The following is a 26442-nucleotide window of genomic DNA, read 5'->3' as shown; positions in this document are numbered from 1 at the left end:
GATCCGTCGCCCGGCCGCGAACCGTCAGCCGGCGGCGGGGCTGCGCGGCGGCAGCACCGGTTCCTCCGGGTCCGGCTCACCGGCCTGCAACGCCCGGCCCCGTTGCAGCTCGGCGTTGATCTGCACGCCCAGCATCAGCGCCGAGTTGGACAGGTAGAGCCAGACCAGGAACGCGATCACCGCGCCGAGGCTGCCGTACGTCACGTCGTACGAGCCGAAGTTCGCCACGTACAGGCCGAAGCCGAAGGAGGCCAGCGCCCAGGAGACCAGGGCCACCGCGCCGCCCGGGGTGAGCCAGCGGAACCGGGGCTGGCGCACGTTCGGGGCGATCCAGAACAGCAACGACAGCAGCACCATCATCACCATGGCCAGCACCGGCCACTTGACCACGCCCCACACCGTGCGGGCCAGCCCGCCCGCGCCCACCAGGTCGCCCACCGCGTCGGTGACCGGGCCGCTGACGATCAGCCCCGTCGCCACCACGGCCAGCAGCACCAGCGTCACGGCGGCCAGCCCGATCTGCAACGGGCGCAGCTTCCACACCGGCCGCCCCTCCTGCACCCCGTAGATGGCGTTGGACGCCCGGGTGAACGCGCCGATGAACCCCGACGCGGACCACAGCGCGCCCAGCAGGCCGAAGCTGAGCAGGGTCTTCGCGCCGCTGCTCTGGTCGACCACGCCCCGCACCACGCTGACGAAGCCCTCGTTGCCGACGACCGACCCGGCCCCGACGTCCCGGGCCAGGTCGATCACCGTGTCGACCGTCCGCTCCCCGTCGGAGACCAGCCCGACCAGGGCGACCACCACGATCGTCGACGGGAACAGCGCGAGCACCCCGTAGTAGGTGAGCGCGGCGGCCCAGTCCGCGCAGTTGTCCTTGACGAAGTTCCGGCCGCTGCGCACCAGCACCCCCCGCCAGGTGGACCAGCTGAGCTGGCGTACCCGGCGGGGCCGCCGCGCCCGCCCCTCGTCGAGGACCGCCGTGTCCGGTTCCGTCGTCGCTGCCATGACCGCCCCCTGTGCCCCGGGCGGCCGGGTGACCGGCACCCGGCGTTCGCCTGGCCCCGCCCGTACCCAGCGCCGGAAATCGACAAACCCGACACGGGGCGGGGCGGCCGGCGGTTTGCCCGCCCGCGCCGGGGGAACGGTCATCGGGAAGCAGTCGACGCGGAGGAGGACGACATGCCCGGGCGCGAGGTACTGCCCAGCACGCTGCGGCGCTCCCCGGAGAAGGCGCAGCGCACCTGGGAGAAGACGCACGACTCGGCGGTGGAGACGTACGGCGAGGGGGAGCGGGCGCACCGCACCGCGTTCGCCGCCGTCAAGCACGAGTTCGAGAAGGTCGGCGACCACTGGGAGCCCAAGGGCCGCAAGGGGCCCAGCGACCGGCAGGCCGCCGGCGGCGGGCCGGCGCGGCGCGCGCCCACGGCGGGCGGCGTCGACGCCAACGCCACCAAGGACCACCTGCTGGCGGTGGCCCGCAAGCTGGATGTGCCCGGCCGGTCCCGGATGACGAAGCCGGAGCTGGTCAAGGCCATCGAGAAGGCCAACGACAACGCCACCCGCAAGGCGCGCGGGGGCCGCTGACCGGCCACCGCGGCTGAGCGCCCACCACGGCGCAGGGGCCCGGGCCGTCAGGTCCCGGGCCCCTGCGCCGTACGTCACCAGTGGCCGCCGCCCGGTGCCTCGATGTGCACGGCCTTCGTGGCGGTGAACTCGTCCAGCAGCTCCGGGCCGTAGCCGAAGCCCTGACCGCTGCCCCGGCGCGGCTGCGCCGCCCCGCCCGGCGCGCCGCCGAACACGGCGTTGACCTTCACGGTGCCGACCGGCAGCTCCCGCCAGGCCCGCTGGGCGTGACTCATCGAGCCGGTGAGCACCGTCGCCGCCAGCCCGTACGGCGAGTCGGCCGCGCACCGCAGCGCCTCGCTGAACGAGTCGACCACCACCACCGGGGCGACCGGCCCGAACGTCTCCTCGCGCACCAGCGTCATCTCGTGCCGGCAGTCGACGACCACCGTCGCCGGGTAGAACGCCCCCGGCCCGTCCGGCAGCACTCCGCCGGCGCGCAGCCGCGCCCCGCCGGCCACCGCCGCCGTCACCTGCCCGTGCACGTGGTCGCGGTGCCGCCGGTCGACCAGCGGCCCCAGCTCCGTGGCCGGGTCCCGCCCCGGCCCGACCCGCAGCGCCCCGGCCCGCCGCACCAGCGCGTCGACGAAGTCCTCCGCCACGTCCCGGTGCGCGTAGATCCGCTCCACCGCCACGCAGATCTGCCCCGCGTTGGCGAACGCGCCCAGCGCCGCCTGCTCCGCCGCCCAGACCGGGTCGACCCCGGCGTCGACGACGAGCGGGTCGCTGCCGCCGTTCTCCAGCAGCGCCTTCGCCCCGGTGCGGGCCGCCGCCGCGGCGATCCGGCGGCCGGTGGCCGTCGAACCCACGTGCGCCACCACGTCCACGTCGCCGCCGGCCAGCGCCGCGCCGACCTCCCCGCCGCCGGTGAGCAGCGACAACACCCCCGGCGGCAGGACCTCGTCCAGCGCGCGGGCCAGCAGCCACCCCGTCGCCGGGGTGCGCTCGCTCGGCTTGTACAGCACCGCGTTGCCGGTCACCAGGGCCGCGCCGAGCAGCCCGCAGGAGACCGCCACCGGGTCGTTCCAGGGGGTGATCGCGGCGACCACGCCGCGCGGCTGCGGCGCCATGAAGTCGATCGATCCCGCGCCGCCGAGCAGCGTGCGCCCGCCCCGCACCGGGGCCAGCTCGGCGTACTGTCGCAGGGTGCCGACGCCCGCCTCGACGCCGCCCCGGGCGTCCGCGAGGGGCTTGCCCATCTCCGCCGTCACCGCCGCCGCCAGCTCCTGCGCCGCGGCCTGCACCGCGTCGGCGGCCCGGTGCAGCGCGGCGGCCCGCTCCGCCGGGTCCGTCGCCGCCCACCCGGGCGCGACGCCCCGCGCGGCCTCCACCGCCTTGCCGACCTCGTCCGCCGTCGCCACCGGCACCGTGCTGACCGGGCGGCCGTCGGCCGGATCGTGGACGACCAGCTCGCCCCCCGCGCCGCCGGCCCCCCACACCCCACCGATGAGCTGCGCAACCGTGTACATGCGGCGGTGCATCCCCCGCCCCCGCCCCGGCAAACGCGTTTCGCCCCGGGTGGCCCCGGGTAGGCGGGTCGGATGACCTCGACCGGCCTCCCCACCGCCGCGTCCGGCGGGCCGACCGGCCCGGAGCGCGCCGACGCGATCGTCGTCGGCGCGGGCCACAACGGCCTGGTGGCGGCCAACCTGCTGGCCGACGCCGGCTGGGACGTGCTGGTGTTGGAGGCGACCGGCGCGCCCGGCGGGGCGGTGCGCTCCGCCGAGGTGACCGCCCCCGGCTATCTCAGCGACCTCTACAGCTCCTTCTACCCCCTCGGGTACGCCTCGCCGGTGCTCGCCGGCCTCCACCTCGACCGGCACGGGCTGCGCTGGACCCACGCCCCCGACGTGCTGGCCCACCTGCTGCCCGACGGGCGCGCCGCCGTGCTCAACCGGAACCTCGACGCCACCGCCGCGTCGCTGGCGGCGTTCGCGCCCGCCGACGGGGAGCGCTGGCGGCACGCCTACGCCGACTGGCTCGACGTGGCCGGGCCGATGCTGGCGACCATCACCACCCCCTTCCCGCCGGTGCGCGGCGGCGTCGGCCTGCTGCGCCGGCTCAAGGTCGGCGGGGCGCTGCGGCTGGCCCGCCGGCTCGTCGTGCCCGTGCGCAAGCTCGGGGCCGAGCTGTTCGACGGCGAGGGCGGCACGCTGCTGCTGGCCGGCTGCGCCCTGCACACCGACCTCTCGCCGGAGGAAGCCGGCTCCGGCGTCTACGGCTGGCTGCTGGCCATGCTCGGCCAGCAGGTCGGCTGGCCGGTGCCGGTCGGCGGGGCGCAGCGGATCACCGACGCGCTGGTGGACCGGCTCACCCGGCGGGGCGGCCGGATCGTCCACGACGCGCGCGTCGACCGGGTGCTCACCGCCCGGGGCCGGGCGATGGGGGTACGCACCGTCGACGGCCGGGCCTGGCGGGCCCGGCGGGCCGTCCTCGCCGACGTCCCCGCGCCCGCCCTCTACCTCGACCTGGTCGGCGCGGCGGCGCTGCCGCCCCGGCTGGTGGAGGACCTGGCGCACTTCCGCTGGGACGGCTCCACCCTGAAGGTCGACTGGGCGCTGTCCGGGCCGGTGCCGTGGACCAACCCGGCGGTGGCCGGCGCCGGCACCGTGCACCTCGGCGCGGACCTCGACGGGCTCACGACCTACTCCGCCGAGCTGGCCCGGGGCCAGGTGCCCCGCGACCCGTTCCTGCTGGTGGGGCAGATGAGCGTCGCCGACCCGAGCCACTCCCCGCCGGGCACCGAGTCGCTGTGGGCGTACACCCACCTGCCGTTCCGGCGCGACTGGCGGGCCGAGGACGTCGCCGCGCACCTCACCCGGATGGAGGACGTGCTGGAGGCCGCCGCCCCGGGCTTCCGCGCCCGGATCCTCGGCCGGCACGTCGCCGGCCCGGCCGACCTGGAACGGGGCGACCCGAGCCTGGTCGGCGGGGCGCTGGGCGGCGGCACCGCGGCGGCGTACCAGCAGCTCTTCCTGCGGCCGATCCCCGGCCTGGGCCGCGCGGACACCCCGGTGGACCGGTTGTACCTGGCCAGCGCCTCCGCACACCCGGGCGGCGGGGTGCACGGCGCGCCCGGCGCGAACGCCGCGCGGGCCGCGCTGGCCCGCGACCGGGCGCTCACCGGCGGCCTGTACGCGGGCGTGATCGGCGCGGCCCACCGGACGGTCTACCGCTGAAGCGCCGCCCGGCGGCCCGTCAGCCCTCGATGTTGCGGTGCCGGCTGCGCAGCTTGAACGGCATCAGCGCGCTCTCGATCTTGGTGGCGGTGGTCATCTTCGAGGCGCCGTCGCGGCGCTCCTCGAACCGGATCGGCACCTCCAGGATGGTGTGCCCCAGCTTCGTGGCCAGGTAGTGCATCTCCACCTGGAAGCTGTAGCCGTTGGACTGCACGCGGTCCAGCCCGATGTCGCGCAGCGCGTCGGCCCGCCAGATCTTGAAGCCCGCCGTGAGGTCGCGGATGCGCACCCGCAGCAGCGTGTGCACGTACAGGTTGGCCCAGCCGCTGAGCGCGCGGCGGTAGAGCGGCCACGCCTCGTCGAGCTGCCCGCCCGGCACGTACCGGGAACCGATGACCACACCCGCCTGCGTGGACAGCAGCGCGCCGAGCATGCCGGGCAGCGCCTCCGGCGGGTGGGACAGGTCCGCGTCCATCTGCGCCACGTACTCCGCGCCGCCGTCGAGGGCCCGGCCGATCCCGTCGACGTACGCCCGGCCGAGGCCCTCCTTGCCGGCGCGGTGCACGACCTCCACCCGGTCGGGGTGCTCGATGGCCAGCTTGTCGGCCACCTCGCCCGTCCCGTCCGGGGAGTTGTCGTCGGCGACCAGCACCTTCAGGCCCGGCAGCGGCAGCGCGAGGAGCCGTTCGACCAGGACCGGGAGGTTCCCCGCCTCGTTGTAGGTGGGAACCACGACGGTCAGGCGTGCGTCCCGCCAGGGGGCGGGCAACTGCACGGGTTCGATCATGACGGACATCCTCGGTTTGCCGACAGGTTTACCTGAGAGGGTAGCCAGTTGCCCGTTCCATGTCGTAATGGCTCCCCGTCCGCCGCGCGCGACACGCCGTGCGCAGGGCGGGGAGCCCGGCGACGCGCCGGGGCCGGGCCGCCGGGGGCCGGCCCCGGCGCGTCAGCGGTCCGACCTCTGCCGGGTCGCGATGTCCGACAACCGGCGCAGCGTCTCCTTGTTGCGCTGGTGCAGCACCAGGTCGTTGAGCCTGGTGCGGACCCAGCGCAGCGGGCCGGCGGCGAAGTCCTCGCCGATGCGCACCCGCGTCGCGCCGTCGCCGACGGGCTCCAGGGTGAAGACCACGGTCGCCTCGCCCGCCGGCCACAGCCCCGCCTTCAGCACCAGCCGGTGCGGCGGCTCGCAGGCCAGCACCGTCGAGGCGTCCTGGAGGGAGAACGGCCACGGCCCCGCCTTGTGGTGCAGCCGCGCGCCGACGCGGGGCCAGGCGTCGTCCACGTCGCGCACGTGCACCGTGCCCACCACCCAGTCGCTGTACGTCCAGCCGTCGGCGAGCACGTCGAACACCTGCTGCGGGGGTGCCTGGATCACTTTCTCCACGATCGCCACCGCGCCCCCGTACCCCGCTCCCGGCGGCCCCTAACGAGCCCGGCGGGTTAGCTTCTCGGCGGCGGCGGGTATCGCGGCACCGGAGGACGGTGGCCCGACGGCGGCACCGCCGCACCCGACGGCGGCGGGCACCGCGCCGCCGACGACGTTTACTCCCCGGGGCGCAGGGAACCCGCCGCCCGTGCGACGGGACCAGAGTGAGCCGGATCAGCGCAGGTCAGCCCGGGTCGACCCGGGTCCTGGCCGGCGCGGTTCCGGCGGTGTCCTGTTCGACGCGGTGCTGCTGGACCGCGACGGCACGCTGGTGGAGGACGTGCCGTACAACGGCGACCCCGACAAGGTGCGCCCGCTGCCGGGCGCGCGGGAGGCCCTGGACCGGCTGCGCGCCGCCGGCCTGCGGCTGGCCGTGGTGACCAACCAGTCCGGGCTGGCCCGGGGCTGCTTCACGGCGGGACAGCTCGACCGGGTGCACGCCCGCGTCGAGGAGCTGCTGGGGCCGTTCGACTCCTGGCACGTGTGCCCGCACGACGACGCCGCCGGGTGCGACTGTCGCAAGCCCGCCCCGGGCCTCGTGCACGCCGCGGCGGCCCGGCTGGGCACGACGCCGCAGCGCTGCGTGCTGGTGGGGGACATCGGGCGGGACATGGCCGCCGCGCTCGCCGCCGGGGCGCACGGGGTGCTGGTGCCGACGCCCGTCACCCGGCCCGAGGAGGTGGCCGCCGCCCCCTGCGTACGCCCCACCCTGCCGGCGGCGGTCGACGAGATCCTGCGCCGGCAGGACGCCGTCGCCCCCGGCGCGCCCCGCGCGGCCGGCACGGTGCTGGTGGTGCGCAGCGACTCGGCCGGCGACGTGCTGGTCACCGGGCCCGGCATCCGCGCGGTGGCCGCCCACGCGCGGCGGGTGGTGCTGCTGTGCGGGCCGCGCGGCCGGGCGGCGGCGGAGCTGCTGCCCGGGATCGACGAGATCGTCGAGTGGCCCCTGGAGTGGATCGACCCGGACCCGGGCCCGGTGGACCCGGACCGGACCCGCCGGCTGGTGCGCCGCCTCGCGGCCGTGGGCGCGGACGAGGCGGTGATCTTCACCAGCTTCCACCAGTCGCCGCTGCCGCTGGCGCTGCTGCTGCGCCTGGCCGGCGTGCCCCGGATCGCCGCGATCAGCGACGACTACCCCGGCAGCCTGCTCGACGTGCGCCACCGGGTGCCGGCGGGGGTGCCCGAGCCGGAGCGGGCCCTGTCGCTGGCCGCCGCCGCCGGCCACGCCCTGCCCGGCGACGACCAGCCCCGGCTGCGCCTGCGCCGCGAGGCGGTGCCCGCCCCGCCGCCGCGACTCGACCGGCCCGGCTACGTGGTGCTGCACCCCGGCTCGACGGCCAGCGCCCGCGCCTGCCCGCCCGAACTGGCCGCCCGGATCGTCCGGGCGCTCGCCGGGGCGGGCCACCGGGTCGTGGTCACCGGCGGGCCCGGCGAACGCGAACTCACCGCCCGGGTGGCCGCCGCCGGCGGCGTCGACCTCGGCGGGCGCACCGGCCTCGCCGAGCTGGCCGGGATCATCGCCGGCGCGGCCGCCCTCGTCGTCGGCAACACCGGCCCCGCCCACCTGGCCGCCGCGCTCGACGTGCCCGTGGTCAGCCTGTTCGCCCCGACCGTCCCGTACGGACAGTGGGGGCCCTACCGGGTGCCCACCGTGCGCCTCGGCGACGCCGGGGCCGCCTGCCGCGACACCCGCGCCGCCAGCTGCCCCGTCCCCGGGCACCCCTGCCTGGCCGGGATCGACCCCGGCGCGGTCCTCGACGCGTTGCGCCTGCTCGGCGTCCGCGCCGACGCGCCCGCCGGCCCGGCCGGCGCGCCGCGCCCCGACGGCGACCCGGCCGGCGCGCCCGGCCCGGACGGCGGACCGGGCGGTGCGCGCCGTGCGGCAGCCGGCGCGGCGGACCGGATGGCCGTGCCGGCCGGCGGCGGGGGCGGCCGATGAACGTCCTGGTGTGGCACGTGCACGGCTCCTGGACCACGTCCTTCGTGCACGGCAGGCACCGCTACCTGGTGCCCGTCACCCCCGACCGGGGCCCCTACGGCCTCGGCCGGGCGCGCACCTACCCGTGGCCCGCCAGCGCCGTCGAGGTCAGCCCCCGCGAGCTGCGCCGGACCGACGTCGACCTGGTCGTCCTCCAGCGCCCCGAGGAGTTCGACCTGGCCTGCGACTGGCTGGGCCGGCGGGTCGGCCGGGACGTGCCGGCGATCTACGTCGAGCACAACACCCCCAAGGGCGACGTGCCCGACACCCGGCACCCGATGGCCGACCGCGACGACCTGCTGCTCACCCACGTGACCGGGTTCAACGAGCTGTTCTGGGACAACGGGGCCACCCGCACCGCCGTCGTCGAGCACGGCGTCGTCGCCCCCGCCGTCGAGTGGACCGGCGAACTCGACCGGCTCGCCGTCGTCATCAACGAGCCGGTACGCCGCTGGCGGGTCACCGGCACCGACCTGCTGCCCCGCTTCGCCGAGCTGGCCCCCCTCGACGTCTTCGGCATGGGGGTGACCGGGCTGGCCGACCGGCTCGGGCTGCCCGCCGACCGCGTCACCAGCCACGACGACGTGCCGCAGGAGCGGATGCACGCCGAGCTGGCCCGGCGGCGGGCGTACCTGCACCTGTGCCGGTGGACCTCCCTCGGGCTCAGCCTGGTCGAGGCCATGACCATCGGCATGCCCGTCGTCGCGCTCGCCGCCACCGAGGCGGTGGTGGCCGTCCCGCCCGAGGCCGGCGCGCTCTCCACCCGCGTCGACGACCTGCTGGGGGCTGCCCGCCGGTTCCTCGACGACCCCGCCGCCGCCGCTCGGGCGGGCGCGGCGGCGCGCAGGGCCGCCCGGGACCGCTACGGGCTGGAGCGTTTCCTCGCCGACTGGGACCGGCTGCTGGAGGAGGAAGTATGCGCATCGCGATGATCTCGGAGCACGCCAGCCCGCTCGCCGTCCTCGGCGGCGAGGACGCCGGCGGCCAGAACACGCATGTCGCGGAGCTCTCCGCCGCGCTCGCCGCCGCCGGTCACGACGTGCGGGTCTACACCCGCCGCGACGCGGTGGACCTGCCGGTGGCAGTCCGCGCCCCCGACGGCTACGAGGTGGTGCACGTGCCGGCTGGCCCGGCCGAGCCGATGGCCAAGGACGCGCTGCTGCCGCACATGCCGGCGTTCGGCCGCTGGCTGGCCCAGCGGTGGCGGGGCGGGGACTGGACGCCCGAGGTGATCCACGCCCACTTCTGGATGAGCGGGCTGGCCGGGCTGGCCGCCGGCCGGCGCACCGGCGTGCCGGTGGTGCAGACGTACCACGCCCTCGGCACCGTGAAGCGCCGGCACCAGGGCGCCCAGGACACCAGCCCGCCCGGCCGGATCCGCGACGAGCGGGACCTGGGCCGGGCCGTCGACCGGGTCGTGGCCCAGTGCCAGGACGAGGTGACCGAGTTGGTCCGCCTCGGCGTCCCCCGGGGCCGGATCAGCGTGGTCCCGTCCGGGGTCAACCTGGCCACGTTCGCCCCGCTCGGCCCGGCCGTCGGGCGGGACCCGGGCCGGGCCCGCGTGCTCACCGTCGGCCGCCTGGTGGAACGCAAGGGCTTCCAGGACGTGATCCGCGCGATGCCCCTGGTGCCCGACGCCGAGTGCGTGGTGGTGGGCGGCCCGCCCGAGGGGCTGCTGGAGACCGACCCGCACGCCCGGCGGCTGCGGGCCCTCGCCCGCGAGTGCGGCGTCGCCGACCGGGTGCGCCTGGTCGGGGCGGTGCCCCGGGAGGAGATGGGCCGCTGGTACCGCTCCGCCGACGTGCTGGTCGCCGCCCCCTGGTACGAGCCGTTCGGGCTGACCCCGCTGGAGGCCATGGCCTGCGGCGTGCCCGTGGTCGGCACGGCCGTCGGCGGGCTGACCGACACCGTCCTCGACGGGGTCACCGGGGACCTGGTGCCCGCCCGGGACCCGCGCGCGCTGGGCGCCGCGATCCGGGACCTGCTCGACGACCGGATCCGCCGGTTCGCGTACGCCGGCGCGGCCCGCGACCGGGCCCGGCGCAGCTACTCCTGGGCGGCCACCGCCCAGCGGCTGGCGGAGGTGTACGGCGAGGTCGCCGCCGTGCGCCGGCCCACCCGGGTGGTCGCCTGATGGCCGCCGCCCGCCCGGCCCGCCCGGCCCGCACCGCCGGTTCCGCCGCCGGTCAGGCCCGCCCCGCCACTGGTTCCGCCGGGCCCGCCGGACCCGGCGCGTCGGTGCTCGACGCGCACCTGGCCGCCCTCGCCGCCGCGCTGCTGCCCTACCGGCGCGCGGAGGAGCTGCTGGCCCGCTGGGGCGGGGAGCTGGCGCACCGGCTGGCCGCCGGCGGCCGGCTGCTGGTCGCCGGCAACGGTGGCAGCGCCGCCGAGGCCCAGCACCTCACCGCCGAACTCGTCGGCAAGCTCCGCGACGACCGCGAGCCGCTGTCGGCGCTCGCCCTGCACGCCGAGACCAGCGCGCTCACCGCCATCGGCAACGACTACGGCTACGACGAGGTCTTCGCCCGGCAGGTCCGCGCACACGGCCGGCCCGACGACATCCTGCTGCTCATGTCGACAAGCGGGGCCAGCGCCAACCTCGTCGCCGCCGCCCACGCCGGCCGCCACGCCGGGCTGCGCTGCTGGGCGTTCACCGGGCCCACCCCCAACCCCCTCGCCGACGCCTGCCACGACACCCTCGCCATCGCCTCCCCCGACAGCCAGGTCGTCCAGGAGCTGCACCTGGTCTCCACCCACGTGCTCTGCGAGTACGTCGACCGCGTGCTCCCCGCCGCGCTCGCGGCGGCGGGCCGCGCTGTGCCACCGGCCACCGGGGCGGCGGGCCGCACGACGCCGGCCACCGGGGCGGCGGGCCGCACAGGGCCGGCGGTGGCCGGCGCGCCACCGGCGGCCGGCGCGCCGGACCCTGCGGTGCGCGCCGGGGTCGAGGTGGTGCTCGACGACGGTACGGGCCGGCAGACCGAGGCGGGATGAGGAGGCGAGCTGATGACGGGACCCGTGGTGGTGGTCGGTGACATCCTGCTCGACCGGGACGTCGAGGGGGTGGTGAACCGGCTCTGTCCGGACTCGCCGGTGCCCGTCCTCGACGAGTCCACGGCCGTCGACCGGCCCGGCGGTGCCGGCCTCGCGGCGGTCTTCGCGGCAGCGCAGGGCGCCGAGGTGGCGCTGGTGACCGCCCTCGCCGACGACGCGGGCGGGGCGCGGCTGGCCGAGCTGCTCGCCGCCGCCGGGGTGCAGGTGTACGCGCTGCCGCTGCGCGGCGCCACCTGCGAGAAGATCCGGCTGCACGCCCGGGGCCGGGTGCTGCTGCGCCACGACCGGGGCGGCGCGGCCGGCGCGCCCGGGGAGCCCAGCGAGGCCGTGCTGCGGCTGCTGGCCGCCGCGTCCGCCGTGCTGGTCAGCGACTACGGCCGGGGGGTGGCCCGGCAGCCGGCCCTGCGGGCGGCGCTCGCGGCCACCCGGGCCCCCGTGGTGTGGGACCCGCACCCGCGCGGCCCCGCCGCCGTGCCGGGCGTGCACCTGGCCACCCCGAACGAGTCCGAGGTGCGTGAGCTGGTGAAGGCCGCGCCGGGCGGGTCCCGGCTGGCCACCGCGTCGCGGGGCGCGCAGGAGCTGCGCCGGCGCTGGCGGGCCGGGGCGGTCACCGTCACCCTGGGCGGCGACGGGGCGCTGCTCTGCCACGCCGGCTCCACGCCGCTGGTGGTGCCCGCGCCGGCCAGCGCCGAGGGGGACACCTGCGGCGCGGGCGACCGGTTCGCCGCGACCGCCACCATCGCCCTGTCCCGGGGCGCGCTGGTCTCCGAGGCGGTGCAGGCGGCCGTCACCGAGGCGTCGGGGTACGTCGCCGCCGGGGGAGTGGCCGCCGCCCTGCCGGCCCCGGTCCGGGCCGCCGCCGCGCCGCCGTCGCGCCCCGGCGGGCCCCGGATCGGGGTCGCCGCCGCCGCGGAGGTCGTCGCCGGGGTACGCGCGGCCGGCGGCACCGTGGTGGCCACCGGCGGCTGCTTCGACCTGCTGCACGCAGGACACGTGGCCACCCTGGAGGCGGCCCGGCAGCTCGGCGACTGCCTCGTCGTCTGCGTCAACTCCGACGCGAGCGTGGCCGGGCTGAAGGGCCCGGACCGGCCGGTGGTGCCGCAGGGCGACCGCAGCCGGCTGCTGGCGGCGCTGGGCTGCGTCGACGCGGTGCTGGTCTTCGACGAGCCCACCCCGGAGGCGGCGCTGACCTGGCTGCGCCCCGACGTGTGGGTCAAGGGCGGCGACTACGCCGGCGGCGGCGGGCCGGCGCTGCCCGAGGCGGAGGTGCTGCGCCGCTGGGGCGGGCACACGGTGGTCGTGCCGTACCTCGACGGGCGCTCGACCACCGACATGATCGCCGCCGCCCGCGCCACCGGCGGGGCGCGGACGCCGGACCTGCGGGTGGGCGTCGACGTGGACGGCACGACGATCAAGGGGGCACGATGAGCGCGAGCGCACCGGGAGCCGGGCCGACCGTCCTGGTCACGGGCGGGTCCAGCGGGTTGGGGGCGGCCGTGGTGGCCGCCGTGGCGAAGTCCGGCGGACGGCCGGTGGTGCTGGACCGGCAGGCGCCGGCCGACGGGGTGCCCTGGGTCGAGTGCGACCTCGCCGACCCGCGCGCCGCCGAGGACGCCACCCGGCACCTCGCCGAACGCTCCGGCGGCCTCGACGCCGTCGTCACCGCCGCCGGCATCGACGTGCCCGGCCGGCTCGCCGACGTCCCCGGCGACACCTGGGACCGCATCGTCACCGTCGACCTGCTCTCCACCGCCGCCGTCGTCCGGGCCGCCCTGCCCTGGCTGGAGGCGGCCCGGGGCAACGTGGTCACCGTCGCCTCCACCCTCGGCGTCAAGGCCGTCAGCGACGCCACCGCCTACTGCGCCGCCAAGTTCGGCGTCGTCGGCTTCACCCGCGCCCTCGCCGCCGAACTCGCCGGCTCCGTCGGCGTCACCCTGCTCGTCCCCGGCGGCATGCGCACCGCGTTCTTCGACGAACGCGATCCCCAGTACCGGCCCGGCCCCGACGCCAGCCTGAACGACCCCGCCGACACGGCCGCCGCCGTCCTGTTCGCCCTCTCCCAGCCGCCCGGCAGCGCCGTGCGCGAGCTGGTCGTCTGCGCCGAGCGGGAGTCGTCGTACCCGTGATCCTCGCCCTGCGCGCCCTCGGCGTCGGCGACCTCGCCACCGCCGTGCCCGCGCTGCGCGCGCTGCGCGCCGCCCACCCCGACCGGGAACTCGCCCTGGCCGCGCCCGCCTGGCTGGCCCCCCTGGTCGACCTCGTCGGCGGCGTCGACCGGCTCGTGCCGGCGGCCGGACTGGCCCCCCTCGACCGGCCCGACCCGCCCCCGGACCTGGCCGTCAACCTGCACGGGCGCGGCCCGCAGTCGCACCGGCTGCTCGCCGCCGCCCGACCGCGCCGGCTGCTCGCGTTCGCCCACCCCGACGCCGGGCACGTCGACGGCCCCGACTGGCGGCCCGACGAGCACGAGGTCGACCGCTGGTGCCGCCTGCTCGCCTGGTACGGCATCCTCGCCGACCGCGCCGACCTCGCCCTGCGCCGCCCGCCCGCCGGCCCGGTCCCGGCCGGGGTGAGCATCGTGCACCCGGGCAGCAAGATCCCGGCGAAGCGCTGGCCCCCCGGACGCTTCGCGGCGGTGGCCCGCGCCCTGGCCGGGCGCGGTCACCGGGTCGTGGTCACCGGGTCGGCCGACGAGCGGGCGCTGGCCGGGCGGGTGGCCCGGCGGGCGGGGCTCGCCCCGGACGCGGTGCTCGCCGGCCGCACGGACCTCGGCGGGCTGGCCGCCCTGGTGGCGCACGCCCGCCTCGTGGTCAGCGGCGACACCGGCGTCGCCCACCTCGCCACCGGCTACGGCACCCCGTCGGTGGTCCTGTTCGGCCCGGTCCCGCCGGGCCGGTGGGGGCCGCCGCCGGAGCGGCCGTGGCACCGGGCGCTGTGGGCGGGGACGCCCCGCGGCGGCGGTCCGGCGGGGGACTGGTCCCCGTCCGCCGGGGTAGGAACCGATCCGGCGTTGGCGGCGATCGGCGTCGGCGAGGTGCTGGCCGCCGTGGCGGAGGCGGAACAGGCGGTGCGAGTTGCCGGTGCGGTTACGGCGTAGCGACCCGGGCAGGCCCGGATACGGCCGCCTGCGGCGCGGCCGGGGATGGCTGTTCCTCGACCCGGCCGGCGACCCGGTGCGCGACCCCGACGAGCTGGGCCGGCTGCGGGAGCTGGTGATCCCGCCGGCCTGGCGGGACGTGTGGATCTCGCCCCACCCCAACGGGCACATCCAGGCCACCGGGGTCGACGCGGCCGGGCGCAAGCAGTACCTCTACCACCCCCGCTGGCGGCAGCAGCGCGACGAGGAGAAGTTCGACCACGTGCTGGAGGTCGCCCGGCGGCTGCCCGTGCTGCGCGAGCGGGTGGGGCGGGACCTGACCGGCCGGGGGCTGAACCGGGACCGGGTGCTGGCCACGGTCACCCGGCTGCTCGACATGGGCACGTTCCGCGTCGGCAGCGACCAGTACGCCGTCGGCGACGACGCCACCTTCGGCGTGGCCACGCTGCGCCCCGAGCACGCGCGCAGCCGGGGCGGCTGCGTGGTCTTCGCGTTCCCCGCCAAGGGCGGCGTCGAACAGGTGCGGCGCATCGAGGACCCGCAGCTGTGCCGGGTGCTGGCCAACCTGCGCCGCCGCCGGCGCGCCGCCGACCGGCTGTTCGGCTACTGGGACGGCCGGGGCTGGCGGGACGTGCGCAGCGACGAGGTCAACGACTACCTGCGCGACGCCAGCGGCGGCGAGATGACCGCGAAGGACTTCCGCACCTGGCATGCCACCGTGCTGGCGGCCACCGAGCTGGCGGGCCACGTGCCGGCCCGGTCCGTGACGGCCCGCCGCCGGGCGGTGGCGGCGGTGATGCGGCAGGTCGCGGAGCTGCTGGGCAACACGGCGACCGTGGCCCGCACCTCGTACGTGGACCCCCGGGTGGTGGACCTGTTCCACGACGGGGTGGTCGCCCCGGTCGTGCCGGGGACCCCCCGCGCGGAGGCGGAGCGGCGGGTGCTGGAGCTGCTGGCGGACGCCTGACGCCCCGCCCAGGGGCCCGGCGGCACCGGGCGGCCGCCCGCGACCGGGTTGTCGCGGGCGCTCGCCGCGGCCCCCGTTACGTGCGGGCCGCCGCGGGGTTGCCCCGAGTCCGGCCCGTACCCAGTATCTGAGCGGAACCGGTCGGGGAGTTGACCCAGCGTGCCAGGTGGTTGACGATCCGTGCCGCGCGGGTGGGCGCCGCCGCGCCCCGGGTCAGCCGGTCCCCGGCCGGGCGCTCTCCCGCCAGGCCCGGGGGCTGAGGCCGTACGCGGCACGGAAGGCGCGGCTGAAGTGCGCCTTGTCGCGGAAGCCCCAGCGGGCGGCGATGGCCTGGACGGGCCGGTCGCGCAGCAGCGGGTCCGCCAGGTCCCGCCGGCAGCGCTCCAGCCGACGGCGACGGATGGCCCCGCCGACCGATTCCTCCTCGTCGGCGAAGAGGCGGTGCAGGGTACGCAGGGCGACGTGGTGGGCGTCGGCGACGGCCCGGGGCGACAGGTCCGGATCGTCGAGGTGGCGTTCGATGAAGTCGTGGACCTGGGTGAGCAGCGCCTGCTGGCGCATCTCGGCCGGGAGCCGGGGCTCGTCGTCGAGGTGGCGGGCCAGCAGCAGGGAGATCAGGGTGAGGGTGACGTCGGCCAGGTGGGGCGCGTCGGCGGCCCGGAACTGTTCGGGATGCCCGGTGATCTGGAGCAGGTGCTGGGCCAGCAGCGCGCCCGGGCCCTCGGTGCCCGACATCCGCGCCGCGCTCAGCCCGCCGACCCGGTCGGGAGGCAGCGGCAGGCGGGCGCGGGGCACCAGCGCGGTGACGGCGCTGGCCTGGGCCCGTTCGTCGCCCCGGCCCGAGTGCACGAGTCGGTGGGGGCGCGCCCAGTCGACCAGGGTCAGGTCGCCGACGGGGATCGCGTTCGTGCCCCGGCCGGCACCGATGACGCTGGTGCCGGCGAGGGTGAGGGCGATCTGGAAGACCTCCGGATCGGCCTGCCGGATCAGGCGCGGGGTGCGCCGGCCGACCAGGGACTGGTAGTGGAACCGGCACAGCTCCACCTCGCCCAGCGCCACCATGTCGACGTCGGCCCGGAAGTCCGCCGTGTGCTCGCTGTCCATCGCCATCGGGGCGGAGGCACGGGAGGCGAGTTCCGTGAAGAACGGCCAGCGTTCGGGCGCCGGCAGCGCCGTCGTGTCCAGCCGCTCGGTGCGCAACCCACCCATCAGCGTCTCCCCGTCGTCGCCTCCCTCCATTGTCGACGCCCGGCTCGGCGGGGAGCGCCGCCGGGTCGGACGCGGCGCGGGCCGTCGGGCCTCGCCCGCTCCGACGACCTGGTCGAGCTGGACAAGGCCGGCGGCTGACCCGGGCCGGGCGCGGGGCGGGCACCCGGGCAGGCGTCCGATCGTCCGCTGTCCGTGGGGCGGCAGCCGCCAGCGGCATTGGCGATCGGACGCCCGTCGTCGGCTCAGTCGTTGAGGACCTGGGAGAGCCGGTCGCGGAAGCGCCGCTCGGAGTCGCTCACCACGTCGCCGCCGAGGCCCAGGATCCCGCCGCTGGAGGCCGCGCTCACCACGTGCTCGGCGATCTCCACGAGCCAGTGCTTGTAGGCGCCGGCCTCGCCCTCGTCGACCTTCTCGGCCAGCAGCCGGGCCGCCGAGGCCGCCCGGTTCAGCACGTCCTCGATCACCGCCCGCGGGTCCGCCGGCGCGATCACCGGCAGCTCCTCGCCGGCCTCGGGGTCACCCACCCGGGCCACGATCTCGCCGGCCACGGCGGCCACGAGCGGGCTGCCCGACTCACGGCCCGTGGCGATGCTCTCCAACCCGGCCGCGTTCTCGGCCATGGTGCGGCGGGCGCTGTCGTGTTCGGCGGCGCTCGCCGCGGTCAGCACCGACTGCGGCAGGCCGACCAGCAGCCCCCACTCCTCGTCGGAGAAACCGAACCCGGTGTACGCCGGCTGTTCGATCACGACCGCGCTCCTCTCGTCGTTGCATCTCTGTGCCGTGGGCACGGTGGTCCGTCCCGCTGCCGTGGCCTGATGGCCCGGCTCAGGCTAGTCGAGGGTCAACAGGCCCTGTTCGGACACCACGCGCACCGACAGCGTCTTGTAACCGACCTCCTCGAAGAGCACCGTCATCCGGTCCTCCTCGTAGCTGAGCACCATGCCGGGCCCCCACTCGGGGTGGCGCACCTTGCTGTGCACCGGGAACGGCCCGCTCGCGCCGTCGTCGGCGACGCTGGTGCCGGCGAGGCAGTTGTCGCAGTGCCCGCAGACCCGCGTCATCTGCTCACCGAAGTACGCCAGCAGCGCCTGCCCCCGGCAGCCGGTCGTCTCCGCGAAGGCCCGCATCATGTCCGTCCGCGACCGGGTGACGGTCTGCTGGCGCTCCGCCTCGGCCCGCGCCGCGTCGCCGGCCTCGACCGGCGTCGGCGAGTACCGGGGCGCGCCGATGCGCTGCCGCGACCGGGGCTCGGCGGCGCCGACCTGCTCCAGCAGGGCGAGATACTGGCCCAGCTTGCGCGGCCCCAGGCCGGTCGCCTCCCGCAGCTCCTTCTTGCTGGCCGGCTTGCGCCGCAGCAGGGCCGCCAGGTCGCGCAGCTCGGTGGCGTCCGGCAGGCCGCCGGTGAAGAAGCGTTGCAGGCCGACGTCCTCGGCCTGCCACAGCAGCAGCACCCGGGCCGGCTCCCCGTCGCGCCCGGCCCGGCCGATCTCCTGGAAGTAGCTGTCCGGCGAGTCCGGCAGCGCCATGTGCACCACCCAGGCGATGTTCGGCTTGTCGATGCCCATGCCGAACGCCGAGGTGGCCACCATGATGGGCACTCGGTCGGCGAGGAACGCCTCGTGCAGCTCGCCGCGCGCCCCGGCGGGCATCCCGCCGTGGTAGAACTCGGCCGGGAAGCCGGCGTCGGTGAGCCGGGCGGCCAGCTCCTCGGCCGCCCGCCGGGTCGGCACGTAGATGATCCCGGGGCGGCCGTCCTCGCGCAGCAGGGCGAGCAGCCGCCGCCACCGGTAGTCCTCGGTGGGGCAGTGCGCGACCTCCAGGAACAGGTTCGGCCGGTCCAGCCCGGAGACGACCACCTCGGCGTCGCGCAGCCGCAGCCGGGCGACGATGTCGTCGCGTACCGGCGGGGAGGCGGTGGCGGTCAGGGCCACCACGGGGGGCCGGCCGATGCCCTCGATGAGGTGCCCCAGCGCCAGGTAGTCGGGGCGGAAGTCGTGCCCCCAGGCCGAGATGCAGTGCGCCTCGTCGATCGCCACGAGCGCCGGCCTGAGCGACCTGACCTCGGCCATCCGGTCGGGGTTGGCCAACTGCTCCGGCGTGATGAACAGGAACTCGGCCCGGCCCGCGCGGATCTCGTCGATCGCCTCCGCCTGCTGGGCGGGCGTCTCGTCCGAGCTGATCCGCACCGCCCGCAGCTCGGGGCGGCGGCGCTCGTTGAGGGCCGCGATCTGGTCCTGCTGGAGGGCGAGCAGGGGGGAGATCACCACGGTCGGGCCGGGGATCAGGCTGGCCGGGATCTGGTAGATCGCCGACTTGCCGGCACCGGTGGGCAGCACCACCAGGGCGTCGCGTCGCTTCATCACCGCGCGCATGGCGGCGAGCTGGTTGGGCCGCAGCGCTTTCCAGCCGAAGAGGCTCCGCGCCGCGCGGCGCAACGTCATCGAGTGCGTGGACAGCTTCATCGAGGGCCGGAGGTACCCGGGCCGATCATCCCCGAAACCCGGCGGAGCGGAAGGAAACGCCCCTGTCGACGCCTTCTGCCGCACCGGGGACCCTTCCCGGCGTTTCCTGCGCCGCGCCGTGCCGGTGGCGCGGCGCGGCGGCGGTGGTCAGCGGCGGCCGAACATGGCCCGGATCGCGGCGAGCAGCAGGAGGCCGCCGACGATCAGGCCGAGCAGGCGGACGCCGGGCACGTCGGCCGCGCTGGTGGCGTCGGCGAGCGGCGGGACAGGCATGTGGGAACTCTCCCACGAAGGGCCGGACCGCGCCAGACAGTAACAGTAAGGTTTATTGACTATTTGCCGGCGGTGGTGTGACCATGGCAGCACCGCCGCGGCCCGCGGCCGGTCCGACACGGCCCAAGACGGGGGTACGGCAGCCGCATGAGCAGCGCACCGACGGGGAACCTGGCGAGCCTGGCGGCCGCCGTCCTGCAACCCGGATTCGTCGGCACCACCCCGCCGCCGTGGGTCCTGCGGTGGCTCGGCGACGGACTCGGCTCGGTGGTGCTCTTCGCCCGCAACATCGTCGACCTCGACCAGGTCGCCGCGCTCACCGCCGCGCTGCGCGCCGAGCGTCCCGACGTGATCGTCGCCATCGACGAGGAGGCCGGCGACGTCACCCGCATCGAGTCCGGCCGGGGCAGCTCCCGGCCCGGCAACTTCGCCCTCGGCGCCGTCGACGACCCGGAGCTGACCGCCGAGGTGGCCCGCGACCTGGGCCGCGACCTGGCGTCCGTCGGCGTCACCCTCGACTACGCCCCGGACGCCGACGTCAACTCCAACCCCGCCAACCCCGTGATCGGGGTACGCGCCTTCGGCGCCGACCCGGCCCTCGTCGCCCGGCACACCGCCGCCTGGGTACGCGGCCTCCAGTCCGGCGGGGTCGCCGCCTGCGCCAAGCACTTCCCCGGCCACGGCGACACCCGCGTCGACTCCCACCACGACCTGCCCCGCATCGGCGGCAGCCGCGAGCAGCTCGACGCCGCCGAGCTGGTGCCGTTCCGGGCCGCCGTGGCGGCCGGCGTGCAGGCCGTGATGACCGGCCACCTGCTCGTGCCGGCGCTCGACCCGCGGCTGCCGGCCACCCTCAGCCCCCGCATCCTCGGCGGCCTGCTCCGCGAGGAACTGGGCTTCTCGGGCGTGATCGTCACCGACGCGGTGGAGATGCGGGCGGTCGCCGACCGGTACGGCTTCGCCGGCGCGGCGGTCCGCGCCCTCGCCGCCGGGGCGGACGCGATCTGCGTCGGCGGCGAGCGCGCCGACGAGGACGCCGCCCGCGAGCTGCGCGACGCGATCGTCGCCGCCGTCGTCGCCGGCGAGCTGCCCGAACAGCGGCTGGCCGAGGCGGCCAAGCGCGTCGGCCAGCTCGCCGCCTGGACGGTGGCGGCCCGGGCGGACGCACCGTCCCGCCCCACCGCCGCCCCGGGCGGCTCCCCGATCGGGCTGGCCGCCGCCCGCCGCGCCGTACGGGTCACGGCGAGCGGCGCCGGGGTCCTGCCGCTGGCTGGGGCGCCGCACGTGGTCGAGTTCGAGCCGCCCCGCAACATCGCGATCGGCGCGGAGACCCCGTGGGGGATCGCCGCCCCGCTGGCCGCCCTGCTCCCGGGCACCACCGCGGTCCGCCTCGGCGCGGACGATCTCGGCGACGTCCCCGCGGGGGCCGTCGGCGGTGCTCCTGCCGGTGCTGCTGGTGCTCTTTCCGGCGCTGCTGCCGGTGCCGCCGGAGTTCTTGCCGGTCCTGCCGGCGGAGCTCTTTCTGGTGCTGTCGCCGGGGCCGCCGGCCGGCCGCTGGTGCTGGTCGTCCGCGACCTGCACCGACACGACTGGATGCGCGCCGCGGTGGCCCGGGCCCTCGCCGTCCGCCCGGACGCGGTGGTGGTCGAGCTGGGCGTGCCGGCCCTCGTCACAGGCGCCGTGCACGTCGCCACCCACGGCGCGACCCGAGCCGGTGCCCTGGCCGCCGCCGAACTGCTGGCCGGCACGGGACTCGCCGCCGCGATGCCGCTGGCCGGCGTGGCCGAGCCCGTGGTCGGCTGAGTTCCTGGGCTGCTGGGTCCACGGTCGGCTCGGTCCACGGTCGGCTGGGCCCGGCCGGATCAGGTGCCGTCGCGGCCCTCAGGGGGCGGCGGTGACCAGGTCCGCGTACTCGGGGTGGCGCTCGATGAAGGCCGCCATGAACGGGCACCTCGGCACCACCCGGCCGCCGCGCTCGCGGACCTGGTCCAGGGTGGCCCGCATCAGCGCCGCCCCGACGCCCATGTTCTGGAACTTCGCGTCGACCTCGGTGTGGGTGAAGATCAGCACCTCGCCCCGGGGCAGGTACGCGGTGAACCCGGCCAGCGCGTCGTCAACCAGGATCTCGAAGCGGTGGCGGGCGGGATTGTCCTCGACCAGGAAGCTCACCCGGCCATTCTGCCCCGGCCCCCCGCCGCCCGGCCCGATTCGCCGCCAGTCGCCCCCGCCCCGCCCGCCGTCTTGCCCCGCCCCCGCCGCCGCCCCGTTGGGGGTGTGAGAAGGGTGCCCCGCTCTACCGGAGGCGTTAACAAGGGGCCCCTCCTTCGCCCACCGGGCGGGTCGCGGGGGTCTCGTACCCTTGATCGCGTGACGAACCGACGCGGCACCTTCCCGTCCACCCCCACCCGCCGGGCCGCCGGCCTGCTGGCCGGCCTGGCACTCGGCGTCGCCCTGCTCGCCGGGTGCAGCTCCGAGGGCGCCTCCACCGACTGCGGCCTGGACGCCTGCACGGTGACCTTCGACCGGGGCGTCGAGGCCAGCGCCACCATCCTCGGCGTCGAGGCCAAGCTGGTCGGCGCCCAGGGCGACCAGGTGACCGTCGAGGTGGCCGGCGAGCAGCTCTCGCTGACCGTGGGGCAGCAGGCCACCGAGGTCGGCGGCTTCGCGGTCACCCTGGACAGCGTCACCGACGAGCAGGTCAAGATCCGCGTCTCCCGCAACCCCAACGGCTGACCGGGAGGGCCGCCCGGGCGGTGGCCGACGTTTGGGGATCTCCGCAATCGGAGATTGAGGCGCCATGTCACTCACCCGAAACGCCGAAGCCACCGCCTCGCAGGCCGCGAACAGCCGGTGGCTCGAACTACTCGCCCGGGCCGGTTTCATCGGCTACGGCGTGGTGCACCTGCTGTTCGCCTGGCTCGCCCTGCAGATCGCCTTCGGCGACTCGGGCGGCAAGGACGGCGACCAGACCGGTGCGCTCAGCACCCTGGCCGAGCAGCCCATGGGCAAGTTCCTCTGCGTCGCGATCGCCGTCGGCATGCTCGCCATGGCGATCTGGCAGGCGCTGGAGGCCGCCGTCGGGCACCGCACCGAGCAGGGCCGGGAGCGCCTCTTCGAGCGGATCGCCTCCGCCGCCCGTACCCTCGTCTACCTCTACTTCGCCTGGACCGCCTGGAAGGTCTTCTCCAACGCCGGGTCGAGCGGCGCGGACCAGCAGGAGGCCCTCACCGGCAAGCTGATGGAGTCCGGCGGCGGCCGGTTGCTGGTCGGCCTGGCCGGGCTGGTGCTCGCCGCGGTCGGCGTCGGCCTGGTGATCTACGGCTGGAAGAAGAAGTTCCGCGAGCACCTCAAGACCGGCGAGATGGACGCGCACACCCGCACCCTGGCCCTCCGCCTCGGCATGGCCGGCTACGTCGCCAAGGGCGTCGCGTACGGCATCGCCGGCCTGCTGGTGGTCGTCGCCGCGGTCAACTACGACCCGGAGAAGGCCCGCGGCCTCGACGCCGCGCTGCGCACCCTGCGCGACCAGTCGTACGGCCCGTTCCTGCTCGCCCTGGTCGCCCTCGGCATCGCCTGCTTCGGCGTGTACTGCTTCCTCCAGTCGCGGTACCGCAAGGTGTGATCCGGACTGGCCCGGCCGGTTCCGGCCCGGCTTGGCCGACACGGCGGACAGCGGGCACCATTGGGCCTTTGCCCGGATCGAGGGACCCGCTGAAGGGGGAGAGACACCCGTGCAGAGCTACCTCATGACGATCGTCGCCGCGCTCGCCGCGGCGGCGATCGCCCTTTTCCTGGCCGAGGTGGTGCACCGGACGACCCGCCGGCTCGGCCGGCGTTCGTTGCTGATGACCGAGCTGACCGACCACGCGCACCGCCCGTTCCAGGTCGCCGCGACCGTGCTCGCCGTGCAGTTCGCCGTCCGGTTCTCCACCGGCTACGCCGTCGGCACCCCGTGGCGGCAGGTGGTGCTGCACGCGCTGGTGCTCGGCATCATCGCCACCCTGGCCTGGCTGGTCGCCTCGCTGCTGGTGGTGGTCGAGGACGTCGCCCTGGCCCGGTTCCGGGTGGACGTGCCGGACAACCGGCACGCCCGCCGGGTGCGTACCCAGGTGGTGATGCTGCGCCGGCTGACCATCGCGGTGATCGTGATCCTCACCGTCGGCGTGATGCTGATGACCTTCCCGAGCGTCCGCGGGGTCGGCGCCGGCGTGCTGACCTCCGCCGGTGTGGTCGGTGTGGTGGCCGCGCTGGCCGCGCAGAGCCTGCTCGGCAACGTCTTCGCCGGCCTCCAGCTCGCCTTCAGCGACGCGGTGCGCCTCGACGACGTGGTGGTCGTCGAGGGGGAGTGGGGACGCATCGAGGAGCTGACCCTCAGCTACGTCGTCGTGCAGATCTGGGACGACCGCCGGCTGATCCTGCCCACCTCGTACTTCACCAGCAAGCCGTTCCAGAACTGGACCCGCACGGAGGCGGCGGTGCTGGGCACCGCCGAGTTCGACGTCGACTGGTCGATCAACGTGCAGGCGATGCGGGAGGAGCTGCGCCGGCTGGTGGAGGGCAGCGAGCTGTGGGACGGCCGGGTCTGCGTCCTGCAGGTCACCGACGCCACGGGCGGCCTGATCAAGGTGCGGGCGCTGGTCAGCGCGGCGAACGCCGGCAGCCTGTGGGACCTGCGCTGCCTGGTGCGGGAGCACCTGGTCGGCTGGGTGCGGGACCACCGCCCGACCGCGCTGCCCCGGATGCGCGCCGAGGTCGGCGACGCGGCCGGCGCGCTGCCCTGGCAGGCCGTGCAGCCCCGCCGCCCGGCGCGCCGCAGCGCCGAGACGGACGTGCCCGACGACGCCCGGGTCTTCGGCGGCAGCGACGACGGCGCGGCCCGCAGCGAGGCGTTCGTGGGCCCGGACGAGCCCGCCGCCCGCCCGGACGCCCCGGCCCCGCCGGCCGCCGACGCCCGGCCGCCGGCCGCCGACGGCCCGGCCCCGCCCCGGGCCGCCGGGGCGACGCCGAAGGACGCCCCGGCCCGGTCCGGCGACGTCCCCGCCCCGTCCGGGAACCACGCCGCCGCCGGGCGCTGACGGCCGGCGCGGCGCGTCCTGCGCCGGTGGCGGCGCGTTGAACCGCCGGAGGCCCGTCGCGAGGCCGGGTGGGTTTGAACGGCCGTCTCCCGGGGACTGCTGCGCGGCGCGGTCGGTGCGACCGACCGTGCCCGCGCAGGATTGACGGGCGGCGACTCCGGGCATACAGCGCGGTGATGACGAAAGGAGGACAGCATGGCTGACGTCGCGAATCACCGCACGTCGCGGACCGGGAGCGAGCCGTCCACCGCCGAGCTCGTGCAGCGGGCCACGGAGCAGGTCTCCCGGCTCGTCCGTGACGAGCTGGCCCTGGCCCGGGCGGAGCTGACCCAGAAGGGCAAGCACGCCGGCATCGGGATCGGCCTCTTCGGCGGCGGCGGCGCGCTGGCGCTCTACGGCCTGGGCGCGCTGGTCGCCGCCGCGATCCTGCTGCTGGCGCTGGTCGTGCCGGCCTGGGCGGCCGCGTTGATCGTCGCGGTGGCGCTCTTCCTGCTGGCCGGGGTCCTCGCCCTGGTCGGCAGGAAGCAGGTCGGCCAGGCGGTCCCGCCGGTTCCGGCGGCGGCGGTGCGCAGCGTCCGGGCGGACGTGGACACCGTCACCGCCGCGGTGAAGGACAGGGGACGGGCATGACGGGTAGCGCGAACGGCCGCAACGGCACCGGCGACACGGAGGCCCTGCGCGAGGAGATCCGGCGCACCCGGGTGGAGCTCGGCGAGACGATGGAGGCGCTGGCCGCGAAGGCCGACGTCAAGGCCCGGCTGCGCTCCTCCGCCGAGCAGGCGAAGGGGCGGGTGCGGGAGCAGGCCGCGCAGACCGTGGCCCGGGTGCGCGGGCAGGCCGCCCAGGGGGCCGAGGCCGCCCGGGAGCGGGCCGCCGCCGGCGCGGAGCTGGGCCGCAGCCCGGTGCCGTGGGCGGCGGTCGCCGCCGGCGCGGTGGCTACCATGATCGTGCTGTTGATCGTCCGGGGGAGGCGCAGGTGAGCAAGGGCATCGGCAGGGCGGCTTACAAGCCAGTCGGGGTGCTGATGGGGCTGGCGGCCGGCGCGGTCGCGGGCGTGATCTTCCGGCAGGTCTGGAAGATGACGGCCGGCGACGGCGAGGCCCCGAGCGCGACCGACGAGGACCGCGCCTGGGGCGAGATCCTCGCCGCCGCCGCCCTCCAGGGCGCGATCTTCTCCGTGGTCCGCGCGGCCGTCGACCGCGGCGGCGCGGTGGGCGTACGCCGGCTGACCGGCCGCTGGCCCGACTGACCAGCCAGGACAGGCGTGGGCCCCCTTTCCGGGTGACCGGGAAGGGGGTCTTCGTGCGTGCGGGAAGGGCCCGGGAGGTCGGAATTCGGGCGTCCTTCAGGTCACATGTCGAAGAATTTCGTCGGGTAGGCTGTGCAGAGTTTTCGCTACGTGGTTTGCTGTTCCACGCTGTTGCGAGATGGCGTGGGTTGAGAGAAGTCTCCTTGCACAGGGGGCCGCCTCAGGCGCCGCTGCTCGAAAACGGCCAATCGGCCGCACGGCGTGCTCGGCCGCCAGTTTTAGAAGGAGATACACATGGCGCAGGGAACCGTGAAGTGGTTCAACGCAGACAAGGGCTTCGGCTTCATCACCGTCGACGGCGGGGGTGCTGACGTGTTCGTCCACTTCTCGGCCATCCAGACCAGCGGCTACCGCACGCTGGAGGAGAACCAGCGGGTGGAGTTCGAGATCGCCCAGGGTCAGAAGGGCCCGCAGGCTGAGCAGGTCCGCCCGATCTGAGCAGCCGCGGCCGGCCCGCCGGCCGAGGGGATGATCCGACCCGGATCAAGTCAAGCCCCGTGTCCCGTTCGGGATGCGGGGCTTTTCACGTGCCCGGCCCGTCGCGCCCGGGGTCACGGGCGGCGGCGTCGGGCGCGCAGGCCGTACCAGAGGGTTGCGAGTCCGATGAGGACCAGCACCGGGCCGAGCAGCGCCCAGATCCGCTGGTCGGTCATCATGCTCCCGCCGACGTAGCCGAGGCCCTGCACCGTCCAGACGGCGCCGACGACCACCGCGAGCAGGCCGAGGGTGAGCCGGAGCCACCCCTTCATCGCGTTCCCCCTCCGCTCGCCGGCCGGGCGCGCCG

The 26442-nt window shown here is 76.6% G+C and carries 25 protein-coding genes and 4 pseudogenes; 19 read left to right on the top strand and 10 right to left on the bottom strand.

Annotated features, from left to right (window positions below):
- Window positions 1-24: 24 nt before the first annotated feature.
- On the bottom strand, window positions 25-1008 hold the full coding sequence (locus HDA31_RS18345; protein ID WP_178064241.1) for a YihY/virulence factor BrkB family protein: 984 nt from the start codon (window positions 1006-1008) through the stop codon (window positions 25-27).
- Between the two features lie 174 nt (window positions 1009-1182).
- Between HDA31_RS18345 and HDA31_RS18340 the strand changes: the two genes are divergently transcribed.
- Window positions 1183-1587 (top strand): ChaB family protein, encoded by a 405-nt coding sequence (locus HDA31_RS18340; RefSeq protein WP_178064242.1) that lies wholly within the window; start codon window positions 1183-1185, stop codon window positions 1585-1587.
- Window positions 1588-1661: 74 nt separating this feature from the next.
- Here HDA31_RS18340 and HDA31_RS18335 read toward each other — a convergent pair whose 3' ends face one another.
- Window positions 1662-3095: an aldehyde dehydrogenase family protein gene (locus HDA31_RS18335; RefSeq protein WP_178064243.1), complete on the bottom strand. Its 1434-nt coding sequence runs from the start codon at window positions 3093-3095 to the stop codon at window positions 1662-1664.
- 72 nt (window positions 3096-3167) lie between these two features.
- Here HDA31_RS18335 and HDA31_RS18330 point away from each other — a divergent pair, with 72 nt between their 5' ends.
- A complete protein-coding gene (locus tag HDA31_RS18330) occupies window positions 3168-4805 on the top strand; it encodes a phytoene desaturase family protein (protein WP_178064244.1) in 1638 nt (545 codons plus the stop codon).
- A gap of 19 nt (window positions 4806-4824) precedes the next feature.
- Here HDA31_RS18330 and HDA31_RS18325 read toward each other — a convergent pair whose 3' ends face one another.
- Complete coding sequence (locus tag HDA31_RS18325; RefSeq protein WP_074475942.1) at window positions 4825-5592, bottom strand: polyprenol monophosphomannose synthase; 768 nt, start codon at window positions 5590-5592, stop codon at window positions 4825-4827.
- A gap of 162 nt (window positions 5593-5754) precedes the next feature.
- On the bottom strand, window positions 5755-6192 hold the full coding sequence (locus tag HDA31_RS18320; protein ID WP_311774363.1) for an SRPBCC family protein: 438 nt from the start codon (window positions 6190-6192) through the stop codon (window positions 5755-5757).
- A gap of 190 nt (window positions 6193-6382) precedes the next feature.
- Here HDA31_RS18320 and HDA31_RS18315 point away from each other — a divergent pair.
- From HDA31_RS18315 to HDA31_RS18280, 8 genes and pseudogenes are all read left to right on the top strand, one after another.
- Window positions 6383-8047: pseudogene (locus HDA31_RS18315) on the top strand (HAD-IIIA family hydrolase); the annotation flags it as partial.
- Between the two features lie 122 nt (window positions 8048-8169).
- On the top strand, window positions 8170-9144 hold the full coding sequence (locus HDA31_RS18310) for a glycosyltransferase (RefSeq protein WP_178064247.1): 975 nt from the start codon (window positions 8170-8172) through the stop codon (window positions 9142-9144).
- Entirely contained in the window at window positions 9129-10346 is a 1218-nt protein-coding gene (locus HDA31_RS18305; protein WP_178064248.1) for a glycosyltransferase, read from the top strand. Before HDA31_RS18310 ends, HDA31_RS18305 begins: the two co-directional genes overlap by 16 nt.
- Window positions 10346-11206, top strand: coding sequence for a D-sedoheptulose-7-phosphate isomerase (locus HDA31_RS18300; protein ID WP_178064249.1), 861 nt, complete (start codon window positions 10346-10348; stop codon window positions 11204-11206). Before HDA31_RS18305 ends, HDA31_RS18300 begins: the two co-directional genes overlap by 1 nt.
- Before the next feature lie 12 nt (window positions 11207-11218).
- The gene (locus tag HDA31_RS18295) at window positions 11219-12694 is read left to right on the top strand and encodes a PfkB family carbohydrate kinase (RefSeq protein ID WP_178064250.1); all 1476 of its coding nucleotides are present in this window, start codon (window positions 11219-11221) and stop codon (window positions 12692-12694) included.
- Window positions 12691-13392 carry an SDR family oxidoreductase gene (locus HDA31_RS18290; protein WP_178064251.1) on the top strand — a complete coding sequence of 234 codons (702 nt, stop codon included), beginning with the start codon at window positions 12691-12693 and terminating at the stop codon, window positions 13390-13392. The genes HDA31_RS18295 and HDA31_RS18290 overlap by 4 nt, the downstream gene beginning before the upstream one ends.
- Window positions 13389-14363, top strand: coding sequence for a glycosyltransferase family 9 protein (locus HDA31_RS18285; RefSeq protein WP_178064252.1), 975 nt, complete (start codon window positions 13389-13391; stop codon window positions 14361-14363). Before HDA31_RS18290 ends, HDA31_RS18285 begins: the two co-directional genes overlap by 4 nt.
- Window positions 14347-15330, top strand: a complete 984-nt coding sequence (locus HDA31_RS18280; RefSeq protein WP_178064253.1) for a DNA topoisomerase IB — start codon at window positions 14347-14349, stop codon at window positions 15328-15330. Before HDA31_RS18285 ends, HDA31_RS18280 begins: the two co-directional genes overlap by 17 nt.
- Before the next feature lie 213 nt (window positions 15331-15543).
- Here the strand turns inward: HDA31_RS18280 and HDA31_RS18275 are convergent, their stop codons facing one another.
- The 4 genes from HDA31_RS18275 to HDA31_RS32335 all read right to left on the bottom strand — a co-directional run bounded on the left by HDA31_RS18275 (window position 15544) and on the right by HDA31_RS32335 (window position 19274).
- Window positions 15544-16569, bottom strand: coding sequence for an AraC-like ligand-binding domain-containing protein (locus tag HDA31_RS18275; RefSeq protein ID WP_178064254.1), 1026 nt, complete (start codon window positions 16567-16569; stop codon window positions 15544-15546).
- Between the two features lie 212 nt (window positions 16570-16781).
- Window positions 16782-17285: a hypothetical protein gene (locus HDA31_RS18270; protein WP_074475950.1), complete on the bottom strand. Its 504-nt coding sequence runs from the start codon at window positions 17283-17285 to the stop codon at window positions 16782-16784.
- An 84-nt stretch (window positions 17286-17369) separates the two neighbouring features.
- Window positions 17370-19001, bottom strand: coding sequence for a RecQ family ATP-dependent DNA helicase (locus HDA31_RS18265; protein ID WP_178064255.1), 1632 nt, complete (start codon window positions 18999-19001; stop codon window positions 17370-17372).
- A 147-nt stretch (window positions 19002-19148) separates the two neighbouring features.
- Window positions 19149-19274: a hypothetical protein gene (locus HDA31_RS32335; RefSeq protein ID WP_255378728.1), complete on the bottom strand. Its 126-nt coding sequence runs from the start codon at window positions 19272-19274 to the stop codon at window positions 19149-19151.
- Between the two features lie 147 nt (window positions 19275-19421).
- On the opposite strand from HDA31_RS32335, the pseudogene HDA31_RS18260 reads away from it, so the two are divergent.
- Window positions 19422-20678: pseudogene (locus tag HDA31_RS18260) on the top strand (glycoside hydrolase family 3 protein); the annotation flags it as partial.
- 129 nt (window positions 20679-20807) lie between these two features.
- Window positions 20808-21077, top strand: a pseudogene (locus tag HDA31_RS33365) (hypothetical protein); the annotation flags it as partial.
- 78 nt (window positions 21078-21155) lie between these two features.
- On the opposite strand, the gene HDA31_RS18255 reads toward HDA31_RS33365, so the two are convergent.
- Window positions 21156-21443 carry a GNAT family N-acetyltransferase gene (locus tag HDA31_RS18255; protein WP_178064257.1) on the bottom strand — a complete coding sequence of 96 codons (288 nt, stop codon included), beginning with the start codon at window positions 21441-21443 and terminating at the stop codon, window positions 21156-21158.
- 198 nt (window positions 21444-21641) lie between these two features.
- Here HDA31_RS18255 and HDA31_RS18250 point away from each other — a divergent pair, with 198 nt between their 5' ends.
- The 7 genes and pseudogenes from HDA31_RS18250 to HDA31_RS18220 all read left to right on the top strand — a co-directional run bounded on the left by HDA31_RS18250 (window position 21642) and on the right by HDA31_RS18220 (window position 26096).
- Complete coding sequence (locus HDA31_RS18250; protein WP_074475953.1) at window positions 21642-22007, top strand: hypothetical protein; 366 nt, start codon at window positions 21642-21644, stop codon at window positions 22005-22007.
- A 64-nt stretch (window positions 22008-22071) separates the two neighbouring features.
- On the top strand, window positions 22072-22896 hold the full coding sequence (locus HDA31_RS18245) for a DUF1206 domain-containing protein (RefSeq protein WP_178064258.1): 825 nt from the start codon (window positions 22072-22074) through the stop codon (window positions 22894-22896).
- Window positions 22897-23005: 109 nt separating this feature from the next.
- Window positions 23006-24187: pseudogene (locus HDA31_RS18240) on the top strand (mechanosensitive ion channel family protein); the annotation flags it as partial.
- Between the two features lie 357 nt (window positions 24188-24544).
- Window positions 24545-24979, top strand: coding sequence for a phage holin family protein (locus HDA31_RS18235; RefSeq protein WP_178064260.1), 435 nt, complete (start codon window positions 24545-24547; stop codon window positions 24977-24979).
- Window positions 24976-25329 (top strand): DUF3618 domain-containing protein, encoded by a 354-nt coding sequence (locus tag HDA31_RS18230; protein WP_074475956.1) that lies wholly within the window; start codon window positions 24976-24978, stop codon window positions 25327-25329. The genes HDA31_RS18235 and HDA31_RS18230 overlap by 4 nt, the downstream gene beginning before the upstream one ends.
- Window positions 25326-25598, top strand: coding sequence for a DUF4235 domain-containing protein (locus HDA31_RS18225; protein ID WP_074475957.1), 273 nt, complete (start codon window positions 25326-25328; stop codon window positions 25596-25598). The genes HDA31_RS18230 and HDA31_RS18225 overlap by 4 nt, the downstream gene beginning before the upstream one ends.
- 294 nt (window positions 25599-25892) lie before the next feature.
- Window positions 25893-26096, top strand: coding sequence for a cold-shock protein (locus HDA31_RS18220; RefSeq protein WP_007075740.1), 204 nt, complete (start codon window positions 25893-25895; stop codon window positions 26094-26096).
- 113 nt (window positions 26097-26209) lie between these two features.
- Here HDA31_RS18220 and HDA31_RS18215 read toward each other — a convergent pair whose 3' ends face one another.
- Window positions 26210-26407, bottom strand: a complete 198-nt coding sequence (locus HDA31_RS18215; RefSeq protein ID WP_043962901.1) for a hypothetical protein — start codon at window positions 26405-26407, stop codon at window positions 26210-26212.
- Window positions 26408-26442: the final 35 nt, after the last annotated feature.

The sequence above is a fragment of the Micromonospora carbonacea genome (genome assembly GCF_014205165.1).
In the GTDB taxonomy this organism is placed as follows: domain Bacteria; phylum Actinomycetota; class Actinomycetes; order Mycobacteriales; family Micromonosporaceae; genus Micromonospora; species Micromonospora carbonacea.
Note: the sequence above shows the minus strand (reverse complement) of the source record. Positions and strands in the feature narration are given on the sequence as shown.

Coding starts and splice junctions, on each gene's coding strand:
- HDA31_RS18345 (WP_178064241.1), bottom strand. CDS start 1,008: ATGGCAGCGACGACGGAACCGGACACGGCGGTCCTCGACGAGGGGCGG.
- HDA31_RS18340 (WP_178064242.1), top strand. CDS start 1,183: ATGCCCGGGCGCGAGGTACTGCCCAGCACGCTGCGGCGCTCCCCGGAG.
- HDA31_RS18335 (WP_178064243.1), bottom strand. CDS start 3,095: ATGTACACGGTTGCGCAGCTCATCGGTGGGGTGTGGGGGGCCGGCGGC.
- HDA31_RS18330 (WP_178064244.1), top strand. CDS start 3,168: ATGACCTCGACCGGCCTCCCCACCGCCGCGTCCGGCGGGCCGACCGGC.
- HDA31_RS18325 (WP_074475942.1), bottom strand. CDS start 5,592: ATGATCGAACCCGTGCAGTTGCCCGCCCCCTGGCGGGACGCACGCCTG.
- HDA31_RS18310 (WP_178064247.1), top strand. CDS start 8,170: ATGAACGTCCTGGTGTGGCACGTGCACGGCTCCTGGACCACGTCCTTC.
- HDA31_RS18305 (WP_178064248.1), top strand. CDS start 9,129: ATGCGCATCGCGATGATCTCGGAGCACGCCAGCCCGCTCGCCGTCCTC.
- HDA31_RS18300 (WP_178064249.1), top strand. CDS start 10,346: ATGGCCGCCGCCCGCCCGGCCCGCCCGGCCCGCACCGCCGGTTCCGCC.
- HDA31_RS18295 (WP_178064250.1), top strand. CDS start 11,219: ATGACGGGACCCGTGGTGGTGGTCGGTGACATCCTGCTCGACCGGGAC.
- HDA31_RS18290 (WP_178064251.1), top strand. CDS start 12,691: ATGAGCGCGAGCGCACCGGGAGCCGGGCCGACCGTCCTGGTCACGGGC.
- HDA31_RS18275 (WP_178064254.1), bottom strand. CDS start 16,569: ATGGAGGGAGGCGACGACGGGGAGACGCTGATGGGTGGGTTGCGCACC.
- HDA31_RS18265 (WP_178064255.1), bottom strand. CDS start 19,001: ATGAAGCTGTCCACGCACTCGATGACGTTGCGCCGCGCGGCGCGGAGC.
- HDA31_RS32335 (WP_255378728.1), bottom strand. CDS start 19,274: ATGCCTGTCCCGCCGCTCGCCGACGCCACCAGCGCGGCCGACGTGCCC.
- HDA31_RS18245 (WP_178064258.1), top strand. CDS start 22,072: ATGTCACTCACCCGAAACGCCGAAGCCACCGCCTCGCAGGCCGCGAAC.
- HDA31_RS18235 (WP_178064260.1), top strand. CDS start 24,545: ATGGCTGACGTCGCGAATCACCGCACGTCGCGGACCGGGAGCGAGCCG.
- HDA31_RS18230 (WP_074475956.1), top strand. CDS start 24,976: ATGACGGGTAGCGCGAACGGCCGCAACGGCACCGGCGACACGGAGGCC.
- HDA31_RS18220 (WP_007075740.1), top strand. CDS start 25,893: ATGGCGCAGGGAACCGTGAAGTGGTTCAACGCAGACAAGGGCTTCGGC.
- HDA31_RS18215 (WP_043962901.1), bottom strand. CDS start 26,407: ATGAAGGGGTGGCTCCGGCTCACCCTCGGCCTGCTCGCGGTGGTCGTC.